The sequence below is a fragment of the Marinobacterium rhizophilum DSM 18822 genome (assembly GCF_000378045.1).
Lineage (GTDB): Bacteria > Pseudomonadota > Gammaproteobacteria > Pseudomonadales > Balneatricaceae > Marinobacterium_A > Marinobacterium_A rhizophilum.
The window spans coordinates 145,082-162,224 of record NZ_KB899090.1 but is presented as its reverse complement, the minus strand read 5'-3'; the positions used below and the strand labels follow the sequence as shown (position 1 = coordinate 162,224).

At 58.0% G+C, this 17,143-nt stretch carries 14 protein-coding genes; 8 read left to right on the top strand and 6 right to left on the bottom strand.

Annotation, left to right across the window (positions count from 1 at the left end; all coding sequences use genetic code 11):
• The first annotated feature begins 32 nt into the window (after positions 1–32).
• Both purC and F451_RS0102570 read left to right on the top strand, forming a co-directional pair.
• Positions 33–746 carry a phosphoribosylaminoimidazolesuccinocarboxamide synthase gene (gene purC, locus F451_RS0102575; RefSeq protein WP_020679790.1) on the top strand — a complete coding sequence of 238 codons (714 nt, stop codon included), beginning with the start codon at positions 33–35 and terminating at the stop codon, positions 744–746.
• Between the two features lie 123 nt (positions 747–869).
• Positions 870–1,835, top strand: coding sequence for a 2-hydroxyacid dehydrogenase (locus tag F451_RS0102570; protein WP_020679789.1), 966 nt, complete (start codon positions 870–872; stop codon positions 1,833–1,835).
• Here F451_RS0102570 and F451_RS0102565 read toward each other — a convergent pair.
• The 3 genes from F451_RS0102565 to F451_RS0102555 form a co-directional block, all read right to left on the bottom strand.
• Entirely contained in the window at positions 1,832–2,455 is a 624-nt protein-coding gene (locus F451_RS0102565; RefSeq protein ID WP_020679788.1) for a pseudouridine synthase, read from the bottom strand. The two genes, F451_RS0102570 and F451_RS0102565, sit on opposite strands and share 4 nt — an antisense overlap.
• Positions 2,452–3,798 carry a 23S rRNA (uracil(1939)-C(5))-methyltransferase RlmD gene (gene rlmD / locus F451_RS0102560; protein WP_020679787.1) on the bottom strand — a complete coding sequence of 449 codons (1,347 nt, stop codon included), beginning with the start codon at positions 3,796–3,798 and terminating at the stop codon, positions 2,452–2,454. The genes F451_RS0102565 and rlmD overlap by 4 nt, the downstream gene beginning before the upstream one ends.
• Before the next feature lie 67 nt (positions 3,799–3,865).
• Complete coding sequence (locus F451_RS0102555) at positions 3,866–4,639, bottom strand: adenosylcobinamide-GDP ribazoletransferase (protein ID WP_020679786.1); 774 nt, start codon at positions 4,637–4,639, stop codon at positions 3,866–3,868.
• A 64-nt stretch (positions 4,640–4,703) separates the two neighbouring features.
• On the opposite strand from F451_RS0102555, the gene F451_RS0102550 reads away from it, so the two are divergent.
• The gene (locus F451_RS0102550) at positions 4,704–5,693 is read left to right on the top strand and encodes a glycosyl transferase family protein (RefSeq protein WP_020679785.1); all 990 of its coding nucleotides are present in this window, start codon (positions 4,704–4,706) and stop codon (positions 5,691–5,693) included.
• 86 nt (positions 5,694–5,779) lie between these two features.
• Entirely contained in the window at positions 5,780–6,340 is a 561-nt protein-coding gene (gene mepK / locus F451_RS0102545) for a peptidoglycan L,D-endopeptidase MepK (protein ID WP_020679784.1), read from the top strand.
• Positions 6,341–6,420: 80 nt separating this feature from the next.
• Here mepK and F451_RS0102540 read toward each other — a convergent pair whose 3' ends face one another.
• Positions 6,421–7,593 (bottom strand): cation:proton antiporter domain-containing protein, encoded by a 1,173-nt coding sequence (locus F451_RS0102540; protein ID WP_020679783.1) that lies wholly within the window; start codon positions 7,591–7,593, stop codon positions 6,421–6,423.
• 105 nt (positions 7,594–7,698) lie between these two features.
• On the bottom strand, positions 7,699–9,027 hold the full coding sequence (locus F451_RS0102535) for an MATE family efflux transporter (protein WP_020679782.1): 1,329 nt from the start codon (positions 9,025–9,027) through the stop codon (positions 7,699–7,701).
• 181 nt (positions 9,028–9,208) lie between these two features.
• Between F451_RS0102535 and nfuA the strand changes: the two genes are divergently transcribed.
• The 4 genes from nfuA to F451_RS0102515 all read left to right on the top strand — a co-directional run bounded on the left by nfuA (position 9,209) and on the right by F451_RS0102515 (position 15,346).
• Positions 9,209–9,802: a Fe-S biogenesis protein NfuA gene (gene nfuA / locus F451_RS0102530; protein WP_020679781.1), complete on the top strand. Its 594-nt coding sequence runs from the start codon at positions 9,209–9,211 to the stop codon at positions 9,800–9,802.
• A gap of 300 nt (positions 9,803–10,102) precedes the next feature.
• A complete protein-coding gene (lon, locus tag F451_RS0102525; RefSeq protein ID WP_020679780.1) occupies positions 10,103–12,532 on the top strand; it encodes an endopeptidase La in 2,430 nt (809 codons plus the stop codon).
• A 136-nt stretch (positions 12,533–12,668) separates the two neighbouring features.
• The gene (locus tag F451_RS0102520; protein WP_020679779.1) at positions 12,669–12,944 is read left to right on the top strand and encodes an HU family DNA-binding protein; all 276 of its coding nucleotides are present in this window, start codon (positions 12,669–12,671) and stop codon (positions 12,942–12,944) included.
• Between the two features lie 500 nt (positions 12,945–13,444).
• A complete protein-coding gene (locus tag F451_RS0102515) occupies positions 13,445–15,346 on the top strand; it encodes a SurA N-terminal domain-containing protein (RefSeq protein WP_020679778.1) in 1,902 nt (633 codons plus the stop codon).
• 189 nt (positions 15,347–15,535) lie between these two features.
• Here F451_RS0102515 and F451_RS0102510 read toward each other — a convergent pair whose 3' ends face one another.
• Complete coding sequence (locus F451_RS0102510; protein ID WP_020679777.1) at positions 15,536–17,131, bottom strand: ABC transporter ATP-binding protein; 1,596 nt, start codon at positions 17,129–17,131, stop codon at positions 15,536–15,538.
• Positions 17,132–17,143: the final 12 nt, after the last annotated feature.

The following is a 17,143-nucleotide window of genomic DNA, read 5'->3' as shown; positions in this document are numbered from 1 at the left end:
CTCTACTGACAACAGTTTGACTGGAGATTTCGATGGAAAAGCGCGCAGAGCTCTATTCCGGAAAAGCCAAATCCGTATACGAAACCGACGATCAGGATTACCTGGTACTGGCGTTCCGTAATGACACCTCTGCGTTCGATGGCAAGCGAATCGAGCAGTTGGAACGCAAGGGTATGGTTAATAACAAGTTCAATGCCTTCATCATGGAAAAGCTGAAGGCGGCCGGTATCCCGACGCATTTCGAGCGCCTGCTGTCGGATCAGGAGTGCCTGGTCAAGCGCATGGACATGATGCCGGTTGAGTGCGTGGTGCGTAACATTGCGGCGGGCTCTCTGGTGCGCCGCCTGGGCGTGACTGAAGGTCAGGAGCTGAACCCGCCGACCTTTGAGCTGTTTCTCAAGAACGATGCGCTCGGTGATCCCATGATCAACGAGTCCCATGTCGAAACGTTCGGCTGGGCAACCCGGGAACAGCTGGCCCGTGCCAAGGAACTGACCTATCAGGTCAATGATGTCCTTAAGGCGCTGTTCGATGATGCCGGTCTGCTGCTGGTCGATTACAAGCTCGAGTTTGGCATCTTCAAGGGTGAAGTCGTGCTGGGCGATGAGTTCTCCCCCGACGGCTGTCGCCTGTGGGACAAGGAAACCCGCGACAAGATGGACAAGGACCGTTTCCGTCAGGGGCTGGGTGGTGTTATCGAAGCCTACGAAGAAGTGGGCCGTCGTCTGGGTATCGACTTCGGCTAAGGCACGATTGCCACCGATCAGAGTAAACATCAAAAGGGGCTGCGGCCCCTTTGTTGTGTCTGTCATGCCGTAAACGACAGGGCGCTTAAGGGCGTTAATGTATAAGAACAGGGAGTTGGACGTATGAAAAATGCCGTGTTTCTCGATCTCGAAAGTCTTGATGATCTCGATCTTGCTGCGCTTGCCGGAGAGTTTGAGACTTTCGAGACGTATATGGCCACGGCGCCCGAACAGGTGGCTGTGCGTATACGGGATGCCGAAGTGGTGTTTGTAAACAAGGTTCCCCTCAATGCGGCTGCTTTGCAGCAGGCGCCCCGGCTCAAGCTGATCTGCGTGGTGGCAACGGGGACCAACAATGTGGACCTGGCCGCGGCGCAGCACCTTGGCATTCAGGTCTCGAACTGTCGCGCTTATGGCAACGACTCGGTCATACAGCATGTATTTGCGTTGCTGCTGGCACTCAGTACCCGCCTGCTGGATTATCACCAGGCAGTAAGGGCCGGGCGCTGGCAGCAGGCCAGGCAGTTCTGTTTTCTGGATTACCCCATCGCGGAGCTGGCCGGCAAGACGCTGGGCATTGTCGGCTATGGCAACCTGGGACAGGGGGTGGGGCGCATTGCCGAGGCTTTCGGCATGCAGGTGTTGGTTGCGCAGCGCCCCGGCGGTCCAGCCGAGCCTGACCGCATACCGCTGGATGAACTGCTGCCGCAGGTCGATGTGCTGAGCCTGCATTGTCCGCTGACCGAGCACACCCGTAACCTGATTGATGCCGCGGCCCTGAAGCGGATGAAGTCGTCGGCCCTGCTGCTCAATGTGGCACGTGGCGGCATTGTCGATGAGGCGGCACTGGCCGCGGCGTTACGCAGCGGAGAACTGGCCGGCGCTGCCACCGATGTGCTGAGCGTCGAGCCGCCAAAAGACGGTAATCCGCTGCTGAGCAACGATATTCCGAACCTGATCGTGACCCCGCACAGTGCCTGGGGCAGCAAGGAAGCCCGGCAGCGCATCCTTGGTCAGACGCTGGAAAACGTGCAGGCCTACAAGCGCGGCGAGGCTGTGCGTGTCGTCTGCTCGGCGCCTAAGGGCTAAAAAGGGACCGGGGCGTGGAAGTTCAGCGCCTCGCCGCTGAGCGGGTGCTGAAAGCCGAGTTGCTCGGCGTGCAGCATCAGGCGCGGTGCACGCGCGATGACGTCGGGCGGGGCGTAGAAGTTGTCACCCAGGATCGGGTGTCCCAGGGTTTGCAGATGAACCCGTAGCTGATGGGAGCGGCCGGTAATGGGATACAGGGCGATACGGCTTTGATGGCCGTCGCTGTCCAGCAGTTGCCATTCGGTGCGGGCCGATTTGCCTTCAACAGGGTCTACGATCTGCAGCGGGCGGCGTTCCCAGTCGCAGCGCAATGGCCATTCCATCACGCCACTGTCGTGGCTTGGCCGTCCGGCGACCAGTGCCTGATAGCGCTTGCGGGTTTCGCGCAGCTGGAACTGGCGGCTAAGCTCGCGGTGGCTGGCTGCATTGAGGGCTAGAACCATGAGCCCGGAGGTGGCGCAGTCCAGCCGATGCACGATGCGGGCGGTGGGAAAGTCCCGCTGAACCCGGTGCCACAGACAGTCCTGCTTGTCGGGGCCCCGGCCCGGAACCGACAGCAGGCCGGCGGGCTTGATGACGACCACCAGTTCCGCGTCTGCCCAGCTCAGGCTGTATGTCATGGCGCCAGCTCAAACAGGGCCAGGGCCTCCACATGGGCGGTGTGGGGGAACATGTCCATGACGCAGAAACGGCTTAACCGATAACCGGCCTGGGCCAGTTCCGCCCCGTCTCGGGCCAGCATGGCCGGATTGCAGGATACATACAGGATGCGCTTGGCCTGGTAGCCGATCAGCTGCAGGATGGCTTCGCGGGCGCCGGTGCGTGGCGGATCCAGCAGAATCAGGTCGAAACCGCTGCGATACCATGCCTGGTGGCGAAAATCCTGGCTCAGGTCGTTACGAAAGAAGGTGGCGTTTTCAATGCCGTTGGCCTGGGCGTTGGCACTCGCCCGATCGGTCATGGTTTCGCTACCCTCGACGCCGATAACCTCGCGGCAGCGCGTTGCCAAAGGCAGGGTGAAGTTCCCCAGGCCGCAGAACAGATCCAGCACGCGGTCTTCTGGCTGAGGATCGAGCCAGTCAATCGCGCGGGAGACCATCTGGCGGTTGAGTTCCGGATTGACCTGAAGAAAGTCGCCCGGCGCAAAGGCCAGCTCCAGCTTGAACGCGGGCAGGGCATAGGTCAGCGGTTGCTCGGTTTCGTCTCCGGCATACTGAATGCCCTGACTGCCTTCGAGGTACAGTTGCAAAGCATATTGCCGGGCCAGGGGCTGCAATCGAGCCACGGTGTCGGCGCGTAGCGGCTTCTTGGTACGCAGGGTAAGCGCGCCCTGGCTGTCGCCATACTGAACCTGGGCATGGGTGATGGATTTCAGGTCGTCCAGACCGGACAGCGTATCCCGCAGACCGCGGAACAGGTCGCGGGCGCGCACATCCAGTACATCGCACTGTTCGATCTGCAGCAGCTTGTTGCTGGCGCGGCGGCGAAAGCCAATCAGTGGCTCGCCGCTGCGCTGCAGCTGATTGATGCCGATGCGGGCGCTGCGCCTGTAATGCCAGGGCATGGAGACCAGGGGCGCTTCAGTGCTTGCGGGGGTGAGGTTGCCGATACGCTTGAGCTGGTCCAGCGCCTGGGTCTGTTTGAACGCTATTTGCTGGTCGTGCCGCAGGTGCTGCAGGTCGCAGCCACCGCATTGGCCGTAGTGCGGGCAGGCAGGCTCACAGCGGTCGGGACTGGTGCTCAGCAGCTCCAGGGTCTGTGCCTCGGCATAGCGGTTGCGATCGTTGTCGATGCGCACCATGGCCTGTTCGCCGGGTAAAGCTCCGGCGACAAAGACGGTTTTGCCATTGAGTCGTGCGACGCCCCGGCCATCATGGCTCAGGCCTTCAATGTCGAGGGCCTGCGGACTATGGCTGGCACTCTTGCGGGCGGGGCCCCCAAAACGGATCGGTTTGCGGCTCATGACAACTCTCGCTAGTGAATGGCGCGCATTCTAGCAGTCTATGGCCGCGGCGAAAATGCAGTGGTGTTTATAGCAGGCTTGGAGGCAGGCACAGCGCGAGATAAATCGCGACTTCACTCAACTGCTGAGTCGCGCCCAGGCAGTCGCCTGTATAGCCACCGAGTCTGCGCCTGAACAGGCGACAGAGGTAGAGTCGCACCAGTAGCAGGGTTACAATAATCGCCAGTGCGCTGTGGCCCGGCAAAAGAAACAGGCATGCCAGCGCCGGGGCGGCGGCAATCAGCAGTTCGCTCTGGCTCATGCGCTGTGCCAACGGGCGCACCTTGCTCAGCTCATCGAGCTGTACATAGCTGTCGGTGTGGATAAGGCTGGCAGCGACGAACCGGCTCAGGGTGTGTCCGACGAGCAGGGCAAGCAGTATGTCGCCCAGGCTGGCCAAAGAGACAAGGGTGGCCAGCTTGAGTCCAAGCACCAGTACAAGGCCCAGGGCACCGTAGCTGCCGAGCCTTGAGTCTTTCATGATATGCAGCGTCTGTTCTGTACTCCAGCCGCCGCCAAAACCGTCACAGACATCGGCCAGGCCGTCTTCGTGAAAGCCGCCGGTGAGCAGGACGGTGCAGCCGGTGCTGAGCAGCACGGCGATGGTGCTGGGAAACAGCAGCGAAAAGGCTGCGTATAGCGCCGCGGCAATCAGGCCGATCAGTAATCCGACCAGCGGGAAGTAGCGGCTGGCATGATTCAGCTGTGCTGAACTGAACTTCACCCAGGCGGGTGCCGGAATGCGGCTAAAGAACGTCAGCGCGTTAAAGAAAAGATGTAGTTCCCGGGTAAAAGCGTTCATTCAAACTCGCATTCAGGGTATATATGGCGCGGCCACACTCTAGAGTAAAAGAGGCATCAGATCCATGACCAGTCAGGAACATCCGTTTGCAGGCTATGTACGTATTCTCGGCAAAGGCAAGAAAGGCTCACGCTCGCTGACCACTGACGAGGCTCGGGATGCCATGGGCATGATTCTCGATGGCGAAGTGCGGCCCGAGCAGCTTGGCGCCTTTCTGATGCTGTTGCGGGTCAAGGAAGAGGCGCCTGAGGAGCTGTGTGGCTTTGTCAGCGCGGTGCGGGCGCGGCTGCAGGTGCCCAAGGATCTGCAGGTCGACCTCGACTGGTCCAGCTATGCTGGCAAAAAGCGGCGGCTGCCCTGGTTTTTGCTCGCAGCGCTGGCGCTGGCGCAGTCCGGTGTGCGGGTTTTCATGCACGGTGCGCGCGGCCATATGCCGGGCCGGCTGTATACCGAAGACATGCTCGGCCTGTTCGGCCTGCCTTCATGCGCTGACTGGGATGGCGTGAGGGCGGAACTGGAGGTGCGGAATTTTGCCTTTATGTCCATCGATGCCCTCGCACCCACGCTGGGTGAGATCATCCAGCTGCGCTCGATACTGGGCCTGCGCTCGCCGGTACATACGCTGTGCCGGTTGCTGAATCCGCTGGGTGCCGACTATGTCATCGACGGTGTCTTCCATCCACCCTATGGTCCGATGCATCAGAAAACCAGCATGCTGCTGGGTATGCAGCACAGCGTCACGGTGAAGGGCGACGGCGGCGAGGCTGAGCTTAAGCCGGATTCCGACAGCGAGCTGCAGTGGATTATTAATGGCGAAATGCACACTCAGCAATGGCCCAGGCTGCTGTCGCAGCGCGTGGTGCGGGATGAGAGCCTGCAGCCGGCAGAGCTGCTGCAACTGTGGCGCGGCGAACTGGAACATGAGTACGGAGAGGGGGCTGTTATCAATACGCTGGCCGCGGTCATGAAGCTGCTGGGACGCGCGGTGGAGCCTGACGAAGCGGTGCGCCAGGCACGCGAACTCTGGCATGGGCGCCGTAAAGATGCGTACTAAATGATTAATTTATCGTGTAAAAAATATACAGCAGATCCGATTTATGGATAATAGCTGTGAATATTTAAACCAGATGTTGCCGAATTATGCCCCATAGAATCATTCAGAATCGCCGTGCTTTCATCAAAACGCTGGCCGGTACCGCAGCGGGACTGGCCGGCTCGGGTGCTCTTGGTGCACCGCTGATCAAGAACCCGGGTCTCGAGCGCAAGCTCACGCTCAATAACATGCACACCGGTGAAAAAATGACCGCGGTGTATTGGGCCGATGGCCACTACATGCCGCAGGTGTTGCAGGAGGTGGATCACCTGCTGCGGGATCACCGTACCGGAAGCTCCATCCAGATGGATCGCCAGCTGTTCGACCTGCTTTACCTGCTGCAACGCGATGTTGGACTGCACAAGGAATTTCAGGTGATCTCCGGATACCGTTCGCCTGAAACCAACGAAATGCTGCGAAAACAGGGGCAGGGCGTGGCCAAGAAAAGCTATCACATGCAAGGCAAGGCGATCGATATACGCGTACCGGGTGTTCCACTCAAGGATGTGCAGCGCATGGCGCTCAAGCTCAAGGCCGGCGGTGTAGGGTTCTATTCGCGCAGTAACTTTATTCATGTAGACGTGGGTCCGATACGTCACTGGGGCTAAGTCCTGTCATTTTGAGTTCGCATTGAAAAAGCCGCTGTCCTTCATGGGAGAGCGGCTTTTTTGTCTGTGGCTTAGTCGCCCTAGTCCTTGCGCAGTCGATCCGAGATAGCAATCGGCGAGGGAAAGTTGAAGATCACCAGATAGCTGGAGAACAGGAAGGTGAGGATGGTGGTGGCCTGAATCACATGGGACGCTTCCTGGCCAATCAGGGTCGCGCTGGTCGCCAGGTAGGCGATAAGCAGCGAGAATTCGCTGATCTGACCGAGGCGAAAGCCGATTTCCCAGGCCAGTTTTTTGCTTTCGCTGATACGGATCAGCAGGAAACGGAACACCACCGGTTTGAGTGCCAGTACCACCGCCGTCATGACCAGGGAGGGCAGCAGAATGACGTCAACCAGCGCCAGGTTGAAGCTGGCGCCGATGGAAAAGAAAAACAGGATAAGGAAAAAGTCCCGCAGTGGTTTCAGGCTGGCGGCGATGTATTGCGAGATCGGGCTGGTGGCCAGCGTCACGCCGGCGACAAAAGCGCCCATTTCAGCCGATAGGCCGATGGCCTGGGCCAGCTCCGCCATTCCCAGGCACCAGCCCAGCGCAAGCAGAAAGATATACTCATGGAAGCGGTCAAACCTTTGCAGCAGCCGCAGCAACACATACCGCACGAACAGGAAGGCGCCCGCCGTCATCAGAGGCAAGGCGACCAGCGTTTTCAGGAATGCCTGGACGCCATTCTGGCTATCGTCGCTGCCACTGTAGAGGAGCAGCAGTACCAGGATCGCAATGACATCCTGCAGCAGCAGCAGGCCAACCACCAGCTCACCGGTATGTCGATGGTGCAGCACGGTGGTCGGCAGTAGCTTGATGCCGATAATGGTGCTGGAGAACATCAATGCTGCGCCGATAATCAGCGCTTCGGTTTGAGTGAAGCCGAAGGCGAGGCTAACCCCGTAGCCGCTGGCCATGAAAATCAGCGAGCTGGCAATGGCCACGAGGGTTGCCTTCTTAAGCATGTGCAACAGGTGGCTCGGTTGCATGTCGAGCCCCAGCAGGAAAAGCAGAAAGATAATGCCGACATGGGAAATGTCGGCCAGCAATCGGGTGTCAGAGACAAAACTGAGGCCATAGGGGCCGAGCAGGGCGCCGAGGACGATGTAGGCGACTAACAGGGGCTGGCGGGTGTACAGGGCCGCTGTAGCCAGAATCGCGGCGCCGGTAAAGATCAGAAAAAATGAGAATACAAGACTCTGTTCCGCCATATCGTGTTCCTGTGATGCTGCGCCGCGAGCCGGTCGATCCTGGATGAGACTCTGAATGATGAGTTGAGCCGCTGCACTGTCGCGGTGTGATTCCAGTGTATCAAACTAACCAAGTTTTATGTCGGCCCAGTGGCGTTGTCGCCAGATGCCGATAAATACCAGTGATGAGAGACTGCGGTGCACCAGCTGGACCAGCCAGATGCCGGTCAATCCGAATCCGAGGTGGGGGCCAAACAGCCAGGCCAGCGGCAGGTAGAACAGCCACTGCCCCCCCACTGAGACCATCATGACCAGTCGGTGGGCGCCTGCGCCCAGCAGTGCCTGAGTCAGTACCAGGCTGGCGGCATCCAGACAGATCGCAAGTCCGGTAATCTGCAGAGGCAGTCGGGCAAGGTCTATCAGCGGCGCATCGGTCAGGAAGAGGGCAAGGATACGGTCTGGCGCCAGCCACATCGGCAGGCTGAGAAGGCAGATAATGACCAGTGCGGTCTTGGTGACATCCCAGCCCCATTGTTGCGCCTCGTTTGGCTTGTTGCGGCCCAGTGCGTGGCTGACCAGGGATGTCGAGGCCATCCCCAGGCCGACGCCGGGCAGAATCAGGAACAATGCGAGGTTAATCAGGACATGGGCTATAGCCTGTTCCTGAGTACCGATTTGGCCGATGATCCAAAACAGCACGGCGATAGCGATAGCGAACAGTAATTGCTGTAGCGAGTGCGGCATCGACAGTCTCAGTACGTTCGCGAGCGCGCGGCGATCGCGCTTGACGCGCAGAAAGCCGTGCTTTCTGGCGTCATGCCACACCAGGGTCGCATTCAGCAGGCAGCCAGCAAAAAGTGCGATACAGGTGCCCAGGCCCGCGCCGGCAGCACCCAGGGCAGGCAGTCCGAGGGCGCCGAATATCAGGCCATAGCTCAGCACGACATTGAGCAGGTGCATGGCCAGCAAGAGGCGCAGATGTACCATGGGTCTGTAGGTGCCGTTCCACCAGCCGCGCAGGGAAAAGTTGATGCCCACGGCACTCATGGCGAGGATGCGATAGTCGAAATAGTCGTTGGCGATTACCTGTACCGCGTTATCGTGGCTCATCAGGCCGAGCAGGTTGTCTGAAAATACGGCAAACAGCAGGCTCAGCGGCAGGGCGATTGCCAGTGCCAGTATGATACCCGCGTTGACCGGACGGGCCATTTCCGTTCGGCGGCCCTCGCCGTAGCGTCGTGCCACCAGCGATTGCACCGCTGACGAGAGCCCAATAATGCAGCTGATGGCAATAAAGTTGGCGTAACCGGCGATGCCTACACCCGCCAGTGCAGTTTCCCCCAGTCGTCCGACCATGGCGGCGTCCACCAGGTTGAGCAGGCTTTGGGACAGCATGCCGCCGATGATGGGCAGGCCCAGTGTCAGAATGGTGCGCACTCGTTGCGGTTGGCTCATCGGGTGTTGGCTGCGGGCTGCATGAAGCGGTGAAAAAATGAGGCGGCAATTCTAGCAGAATTATGACAGCGGTGGAGCATGGTCGTAATATCTGATCAATTTACTCGGAATTAGATTGCGTGTATCCTTCGGTTTATTAGTACCAACTGTCAGTTTGTGAAGTAGGAGTCCAGTAATTCCAATGAATATCACGGTTACCGAAAGTGCTGAAAAATATCTGGCGGACCTGCTGTCAAAGCAGGACGCCGAAGGCATCTCCGTGCGAATGTTCGTAACTCAGCCGGGTACGTCTTATGCCGAAACCTGTCTGGCATACTGCCGCCCTGATGAGGTGATCGCTGATGACGAACTGCTGGAGTTGACCCTGATTCGCTTCTATCTGGAGCGTAACAGCTTGCCGTACCTGGAGGAGGCCACCATCGACTTCGCTGAAGATCGCATGGGTGGTCAGCTGACCATCAAGGCGCCTAATGCCAAGGTGCCCAAGGTTTCCGCTGACAGCCCGATGGAAGAGCAGATCAACTACATTTTGTACTCCGAAATCAATCCGGGGCTGGCGAGTCACGGTGGTGAGGTCAAGCTGGTCGAGCTGGTTGAAGAAGAAAACGGCCATATTGCCGTGCTCAAGTTCGGTGGTGGTTGCCAGGGGTGCAGTGCGGTAGACATGACGCTCAAGGATGGTGTGGAGAAGACGCTTATAGAGCGTGTACCGGGCCTGAGCGCCGTGCGCGACGAAACCGATCACAGCAATACCGAACAAGCCTACTACAAGTAAGTCGTAGTCGGAGTGGGGCCCTGTTTTCAGGGCCCCATTTTTTTGGCGTTGTCCTGTCCCCCGGGTTGCTGATATAACGGAGTCAGGCCTGTTTGCTGTGGTGCAGCAAGCGTGGTTGCGTTGCTTTCTGTGCCGATTCCACCGCCGCGGATGGTTTCGAACACTGCTGGGCGCGGTTTTTTTCAATCTATCGCTTGTATTTTCATGCGTCAGCCCCATTGATTGGTATTACCATTATTTCCAAGGTTCTTGCATTCGTCAGCGCTAGGGGCGGGTGCTCTGCAAAGAGGCATCATCCACATGGATCAGATTGAAGCGAAAGAGGATGCTGTAGCCATCGAGCTTCCGGTATTGCCGCTGCGCGACGTAGTTGTCTATCCGCATATGGTCATTCCGCTGTTCGTCGGTCGTGAAAAGTCGATTCAGGCCCTTGAATCGGCCATGAACAGCAACAAGGAAATTTTGCTGGTCGCACAGAAAAATGCATCCGATGATGAACCTGTTGCCGAGGGGCTGTTTGAGGTTGGCACCGTTGCATCCGTGCTGCAGATGCTCAAATTGCCGGATGGCACCATCAAGGTGCTCGTTGAAGGTGACTACCGCGCCAATATTGAAAGTTTCCACCAGACTGAAGACAGCTTTACCGCGCGCGTATCGGTGCTCAAGGTTGAAGAGGCCGACCCTGCGGAATCTGAAATTTACAAGCGCACAGCGCTGGATCAGTTTGAGCGGTTTATCCAGGTCAACAAGAAAATCCCGTCCGAGGTTCTGACGTCGCTGCAGAATATCGATGATATCGGCCGCCTGGCAGATACCATCGCTGCGCATATGTCGCTCAAGCTGGACGAAAAACAGCACATCCTCGAAATGCTGGATAACCACAAGCGCCTTGAGCACCTGATGGCGCTGATGGAGTCGGAGATTGATCTGGTTGAAGTGGAAAAGCGCATCCGCGGCCGGGTCAAAAAGCAGATGGAAAAGAGCCAGCGCGAGTATTATCTGAATGAGCAGATGAAGGCGATTCAGAAGGAACTCGGTGATCTGGATGAGTCCGGCAGCAATGATATGGATGAGCTCAAGCGCCGTATCGACGCTGCCGGCATGCCCAAGGAAGCCTACGACAAGACATTGGGCGAGTACAACAAGCTCAAGATGATGTCACCCATGTCCGCCGAAGCCACGGTGGTGCGCGGCTATATCGACTGGATGCTGCAGATTCCGTGGGCCAAGCGTTCCAAGGTACGGCATGACATGAAGCGGGCCGAGAAGATTCTGAACGAGGATCACTACGGCTTGGCTGAAGTAAAAGACCGCATTCTCGAGTACCTGGCAGTACAGAAGCGCGTGCGCAAGCTCAAGGGGCCAATCCTGTGCCTGGTCGGTCCTCCGGGTGTCGGCAAGACCTCGCTGGGGCGCTCTATCGCGCGGGCCACCAATCGAGAATACGTGCGCATGGCCCTGGGTGGCGTGCGGGACGAGGCCGAAATTCGCGGTCACCGCCGCACCTATATCGGTTCGATGCCCGGCAAGCTGATCCAGAAAATGTGCAAGGTGGGTGTAAGAAACCCGCTGTTCCTGCTGGATGAAGTCGACAAGATGGGCATGGATCAGCGTGGCGATCCGGCCTCGGCGTTGCTGGAAGTGCTGGATCCGGAGCAGAACAGCACGTTCAATGACCATTACCTGGAGGTCGATTACGATCTGTCAGACGTCATGTTTGTCTGCACGTCAAACTCCATGAATATTCCTGGCCCGCTGCTGGATCGCATGGAGATCATTCGGATTCCGGGTTACACCGAAGACGAAAAGCTCAACATTGCCCGCAAGTACCTGGTGACCAAGCAACTGGCACAAAATGGCCTCAAGGCATCCGAAATTGAGATTTCCGACGAGGCTATCAAGCACCTGGTTCGCTACTATACCCGTGAAGCTGGCGTGCGAGGCCTGGAGCGCGAGATCGCCAAGATCTGCCGCAAGCTGGTCAAGGAGCTGTCCCTGGGGCAATTCAAGGGCGAGAAACGGATCATTGGCGGCGATGAGCTGGAGCACTACAGCGGCGTGCGCAGGCACAGTTTTGGCATTGCCGAGGAAGAGGATCAGGTGGGTCATGTGACCGGTCTGGCCTGGACCCAGGTGGGCGGCGAAATTCTCAGCATTGAGGCAGCGGTGGTTGCTGGCAAGGGGCGTCAGGTGACGACCGGTTGCCTGGGTGATGTCATGAAGGAGTCGATTCAGGCGGCCCTGACGGTGGTGCGAAGCCGCGCCGAAAGTCTGGGAATAGCGGCAGACTTCCACGAAAAGAGCGACATTCACATCCATGTTCCGGAAGGCGCCACGCCCAAGGACGGCCCCAGTGCGGGCGTTGGCATGTGTACCGCGCTGGTCTCAGTTCTGACCGGTATTCCGGTGCGGGCTGATGTTGCGATGACCGGCGAAATCACCCTGCGCGGGCAGGTGCTGCCGATCGGCGGGCTCAAGGAAAAGTTGCTTGCGGCACACCGTGGTGGCATTCGTACGGTGATCATTCCGCAGGAAAACGAGCGTGATTTGAAGGAAATACCAGACAATATTAAGGCGGATCTGGAAATAAAAGCGGTCAAGTGGATTGACGACGTACTGGATATTGCACTCAAATACCAGCCCAAACCGGGTAAAAAAGAACGTCAGGAACCTGTCGCTTCGGATAAAAAAAAGGTAAAGGACGAGTCTGGACAAATAAAGACTCATTAATACGCAACATCGGCAGAAACCGCGTGGCGTCTGCTTGACAGCGGTTTCTGCCAGTTGGTATAAAGTGCCTGATCGTCTTGCTGGGCATGGACTACGGTACATAAGAACATAACGAATTGGATTCAAGGGGAACATTGTGAATAAGTCTGAACTGATTGATGCTATTGCAGCTTCTGCTGACATTCCGAAAGCTGCGGCTGGCCGCGCATTGGACTCTGCTCTGGAAAGCATCTCTGGCGCTCTGCAAAAAGGTGACTCCGTCGCTCTGGTTGGCTTTGGTACCTTCGGTGTGAAAGAGCGTGCCGCACGCACTGGTCGTAACCCGCAAACTGGTCAGCCGATCGAAATTGCAGCTGCGACTCTGCCGACTTTCAAGCCGGGCAAGGCTCTGAAAGACGCGGTAAACAAGTAAGACTATTATCAAGGGCAGGTTCCGAGAACGGTTCGCGATCGGCGAACGGGTTGTCGGAGCTACACCTGAAAGTGACTTGGGGCGTGGCCTGATTCATTTTCTAAAGCCCTGAAGATTGAAACAGTAAAAATATTTTTTGATTACTGTTTCTGGCACTAGAAAATTTAATTTCATTAATTTAAATAGTGCCACCAGTTTTGCCAAAGTATTTATAGCGGTGTGAGAGTTCAGCTGTTATTTGAGTCTCCACCTTACGTGTACAAAACTTGAGCGGTCAAATATCAACCGACCATGTTTTGTTCTACGTCGAAATGGATATGTTGTTCGATTTTCCATTTCGGGATACGCAGGGGTATAAGCGATTGTTTTTTGATCAGGCGTTTACCCGGGTTTGGTGCAAAAATACCAAAATGCGTTTTTGTACCATCTAATACAAAAAAGCGTATTCGATTGAATGCGCTTTTTTTTTAATCTCGTACATTTGAATTTTTGGATTCAGCATGTTGCAGTCCATCAGGGATAATTCCCAAAGTATCGTTGCAAAAGTTATCGTGGGCCTGATCGTCGTGACCTTCGCGCTGTTCGGCGTTGAGTCATTGGTCAGTCTGACGACAGGGTCCAAGGCGCCGGCGACCGTCAACGGTGAAGATATCGGTGAGCAGGCGCTGTTCCGCGCTGTCGAGTTGCAGCGTCGTCAGCTGCTGGCTCAGATGGGGGAAAATGCCGATCCCGCCGCGCTGGATGATAATCTCATTCGTGCCCGGGTACTGGATCGCCTGATTGAAGATACGGTGCTGGTCCAGTCCGCGAGCGAACAGGGTATGGCGATTTCGCCGCAGATGCTCGATCAGATGATCGTCGGCACCACCGACTTCCAGGTTGACGGCACCTTTAACCGTGATCAGTTTGAGGCCGTGTTGCGCAATGTCGGCTTAACGCCGCTGACCTATCGGGATTATCTGCGCCGTGAAACCCTGATTGAGCAGGAGAAAGCCGGTTATCAGCTGTCCGCATTTGTCACCGATGGCGAGCTGAAGAATCTGCTGTCACTGGACCGTCAGACCCGCGATATGGCCTGGTTTGAACTGCCCGTGGCGCCTATTCGAGCGCAGATAGAGATTACCGAGGACGATATCGCCGCACGCTATGAAGCGCAGCGCGACCTGTACCAGACTGAAGAGAAGGTCAGCATTCGCTATCTGTTGCTCGACAAGGCGGATCTGCTGGGCGATATCGAGGTTACCGATGCCGAATTGCAGGGGCAGTATCAGCAGGTACTGGCTACTTTCAACTCGCAGGAGGAGCGCGAGGCTGCGCATATCCTGATTGAAGTGTCTGACGAGCAGGATGACGCGGCAGCCGAAGCAAAGGCACAGGCGTTGAAAAAGCAGCTGGATGAAGGGGCTGACTTTGCGACCCTGGCGCGGGAAAATTCCGACGATCCGGGCTCGTCCGCCAGCGGTGGTGACCTGGGGCTGAATGCGCGCGGCATGTTTGTAGGCCCGTTCGAGGACGCGCTCTTTGCCCTGCAAAGTGAAGGCGAGGTATCGGCGCCGGTACGTACCGAATTCGGTTATCACCTGATCAAGCTCGGCAAGATTGTCCAGACCGAGGCGCCAACATTTGACGAAATGAAGTCTGAGCTGCGCGAACAGATCCTGTCGCAGAAAGGCGAGAGCCGCTATGTCGAGCAGCTGGAGCGCCTGGCCGACATAACCTTTTCGTCCGGCAATCTTGAAGAGCCCGCTGAAGAGTTGCAGCTCGACATTCAGACCAGCGAGCCGTTTGGCCGGGCCGGCGGTGCCGATGAGGTTACCTCCAATCCCCGGGTACTGGCAGCGGCGTTTTCGGCCGAGCTGATCAATGATGGGGTTAACAGTGCACCCATCGAACTGGATGCGGGCCGAAGCGTCGTGATTCGAGTGCAGGAGCATCTGCGCCCGCGCCAGCAGACCCAGGAAGAGGTCGCCGACGTGATCCGCGAGGCGCTGCTGGACGAGAAGGCGGCGGCGCGTATCGACGCACTGGCCGGTGAGATTATGGAACAGCTTAAGCAGGGTGCGGACATTGCGGAAGTTGCTGCTGCACAGGGGCAGTCCCTGACAGAGCTGGACGGTGTCAGCCGTGCCAGTCAGGAGCTGACCCCTGAATTGCGCGCCGAGCTGTTTCGCATGCCGCAGCCGCAAGCCGGTGCTGCCAGCTATGCCGCGGTCGAGCTGAATACCGGTGCCAGGGCCATCGTTGCGTTGAAGTCGGTGAATACGCCGAACCTGGATGATGATCCGGTGCCTGCCGACGAGTTGAAGGCCATGCGTGGCTACCTGGCTGGCCGTCAGGGCCAGCAGGACTACCAGGACTTGGTGCGCGCGCTCAAGGGGGCGGCCGAGATCGAGAAAAACTGAGTTTGGCGCCCGATTCTGGAGCGCTCCCTACACGGGGAGCGTCCAGTCGGGCAGCTTTCTTCGGGGTGGCCATTGAGTGCTACGAATGATGCCAGCTGCCAATAGGCGGCACTAAAAAGCCACCGGGGTTTCGCCTCGGTGGCTTTTTGCTTTCAGGCATTAAAAACAAGGTTGAGCAGCGCCAGCCTCCTAGCGAAAGGCGGCCTTGAGCAGCTGGCGTGTGTAGTCGTGGGCGGGCGCATCGAAGATGCGGGCAGCAGGCCCCTGTTCGACCACCCGGCCCTGCTTCATCACCAGTAGCTGGTGGCTCAGGGCCCGTACAACAGCCAGGTCGTGGCTGATGAAAATGTAGCTCAGCCGGTGGCGCTGCTGCAGTGCGCGCAGCAGCTCCACAATCTGCTTCTGTACCGTGCGGTCGAGCGCGGAGGTGGGTTCATCCAGAATGATCAGCTTGGGTTTAAGCACCAGTGCACGGGCAATGGCAATGCGCTGGCGCTGGCCGCCGGAGAATTCGTGGGGATAGCGGTGCCGGCTCGCCGGATCCAGCCCAACTTCCTGCAAGGCTTCGATAATCAGCTGCTCCCGTGCGGCCTGGTCCTCGCCAATGCTGTGCACTTCCAGTCCTTCGCTGATGATATCGCTGATGGGCATGCGCGGGCTCAGGCTGCCGTAGGGGTCCTGAAATACCACCTGCAGCTGGCGCCGCAGCGGCTTGACCTGTTTTTGCGCCAGCCCCTGAATGGCCTGACCTTCGAATTGAATCCCGCCTTCGCTGCGAATCAGCCGTAATATGGCGAGCCCGAGGGTGGTTTTTCCGCTGCCAGATTCGCCGACCACCCCCAGTGTCTGGCCGCGGGGTAGCTGCAGTGATACACCGTCTACGGCCTTGATGTGCTCTTTCACCCGTCCGAACAGCCCCTTCTTGACGGGGAACCAGATCCGCAGGTCTTTGGTTGCAATGATCTCCTCGGGTGTCGCGGGGGGCTCTGTCGGTGCGCCTGAGGGCTCGGCATCGAGCAGGCGACGTGTGTAGGCGTGCTGTGGGGCATCAAATAATTGTCGAGTTTCGGCCTGCTCGACAATTTCGCCCTGGTACATGACGCAGACACGGTTGGCATGGCGTCGCACAATGTTGAGGTCGTGGGTTATCAGCAGTATTGCCATGCCCAGTTGCTGCTGCAGCCGTGCCAGCAATTCGAGAATCTGTTCCTGGATGGTGACATCCAGTGCCGTGGTGGGCTCGTCAGCGATCAGCAGCTCGGGTTCATTGGCCAGGGCCATGGCGATCATAACGCGCTGGCGCTGGCCACCGGACAGCTCGTGCGGGTAGCTGCCAAGGCGCGACGCCGGATCCGGCAGGCCGACAAGGGTAAGTAGCTCCAGGATACGGCGCCGTGCCTGTAGGCCGTTCAGGCCTTTGTGCAGCAGCAGGGTTTCACCGATCTGCTTCTCGAGCGTGTGCAGCGGGTTGAGCGAGGTCATGGGTTCCTGAAAGATGACCCCAATGCGATCACCCCGGATTTTTCGCAGGCGCGGCTCCGCGGCTTGCAGCAGGTCCTCGCCTTTGTAGCGAATACTGCCGCTGGGATGGCTGGCCTTGGGATAGGGCAGCAGGCGCAGTATGGACATCGCCGTGACGGATTTGCCGGAACCGGATTCACCGACCAGCGCCAGGGTCTGGCCGCGCTGGATGTCAAAACTTACCGAGCGTACCGCATCGATGTTCTGGCCATCCTGCTCAAACCGTACCGACAGCTTGCTAATTTCGACCAGCGCGTCGTTCATGGCAGCAGACTC

Coding starts and splice junctions, on each gene's coding strand:
- purC (WP_020679790.1), top strand. CDS start 33: ATGGAAAAGCGCGCAGAGCTCTATTCCGGAAAAGCCAAATCCGTATAC.
- F451_RS0102570 (WP_020679789.1), top strand. CDS start 870: ATGAAAAATGCCGTGTTTCTCGATCTCGAAAGTCTTGATGATCTCGAT.
- F451_RS0102565 (WP_020679788.1), bottom strand. CDS start 2,455: ATGACATACAGCCTGAGCTGGGCAGACGCGGAACTGGTGGTCGTCATC.
- rlmD (WP_020679787.1), bottom strand. CDS start 3,798: ATGAGCCGCAAACCGATCCGTTTTGGGGGCCCCGCCCGCAAGAGTGCC.
- F451_RS0102555 (WP_020679786.1), bottom strand. CDS start 4,639: ATGAACGCTTTTACCCGGGAACTACATCTTTTCTTTAACGCGCTGACG.
- F451_RS0102550 (WP_020679785.1), top strand. CDS start 4,704: ATGACCAGTCAGGAACATCCGTTTGCAGGCTATGTACGTATTCTCGGC.
- mepK (WP_020679784.1), top strand. CDS start 5,780: ATGCCCCATAGAATCATTCAGAATCGCCGTGCTTTCATCAAAACGCTG.
- F451_RS0102540 (WP_020679783.1), bottom strand. CDS start 7,593: ATGGCGGAACAGAGTCTTGTATTCTCATTTTTTCTGATCTTTACCGGC.
- F451_RS0102535 (WP_020679782.1), bottom strand. CDS start 9,027: ATGAGCCAACCGCAACGAGTGCGCACCATTCTGACACTGGGCCTGCCC.
- nfuA (WP_020679781.1), top strand. CDS start 9,209: ATGAATATCACGGTTACCGAAAGTGCTGAAAAATATCTGGCGGACCTG.
- lon (WP_020679780.1), top strand. CDS start 10,103: ATGGATCAGATTGAAGCGAAAGAGGATGCTGTAGCCATCGAGCTTCCG.
- F451_RS0102515 (WP_020679778.1), top strand. CDS start 13,445: ATGTTGCAGTCCATCAGGGATAATTCCCAAAGTATCGTTGCAAAAGTT.
- F451_RS0102510 (WP_020679777.1), bottom strand. CDS start 17,131: ATGAACGACGCGCTGGTCGAAATTAGCAAGCTGTCGGTACGGTTTGAG.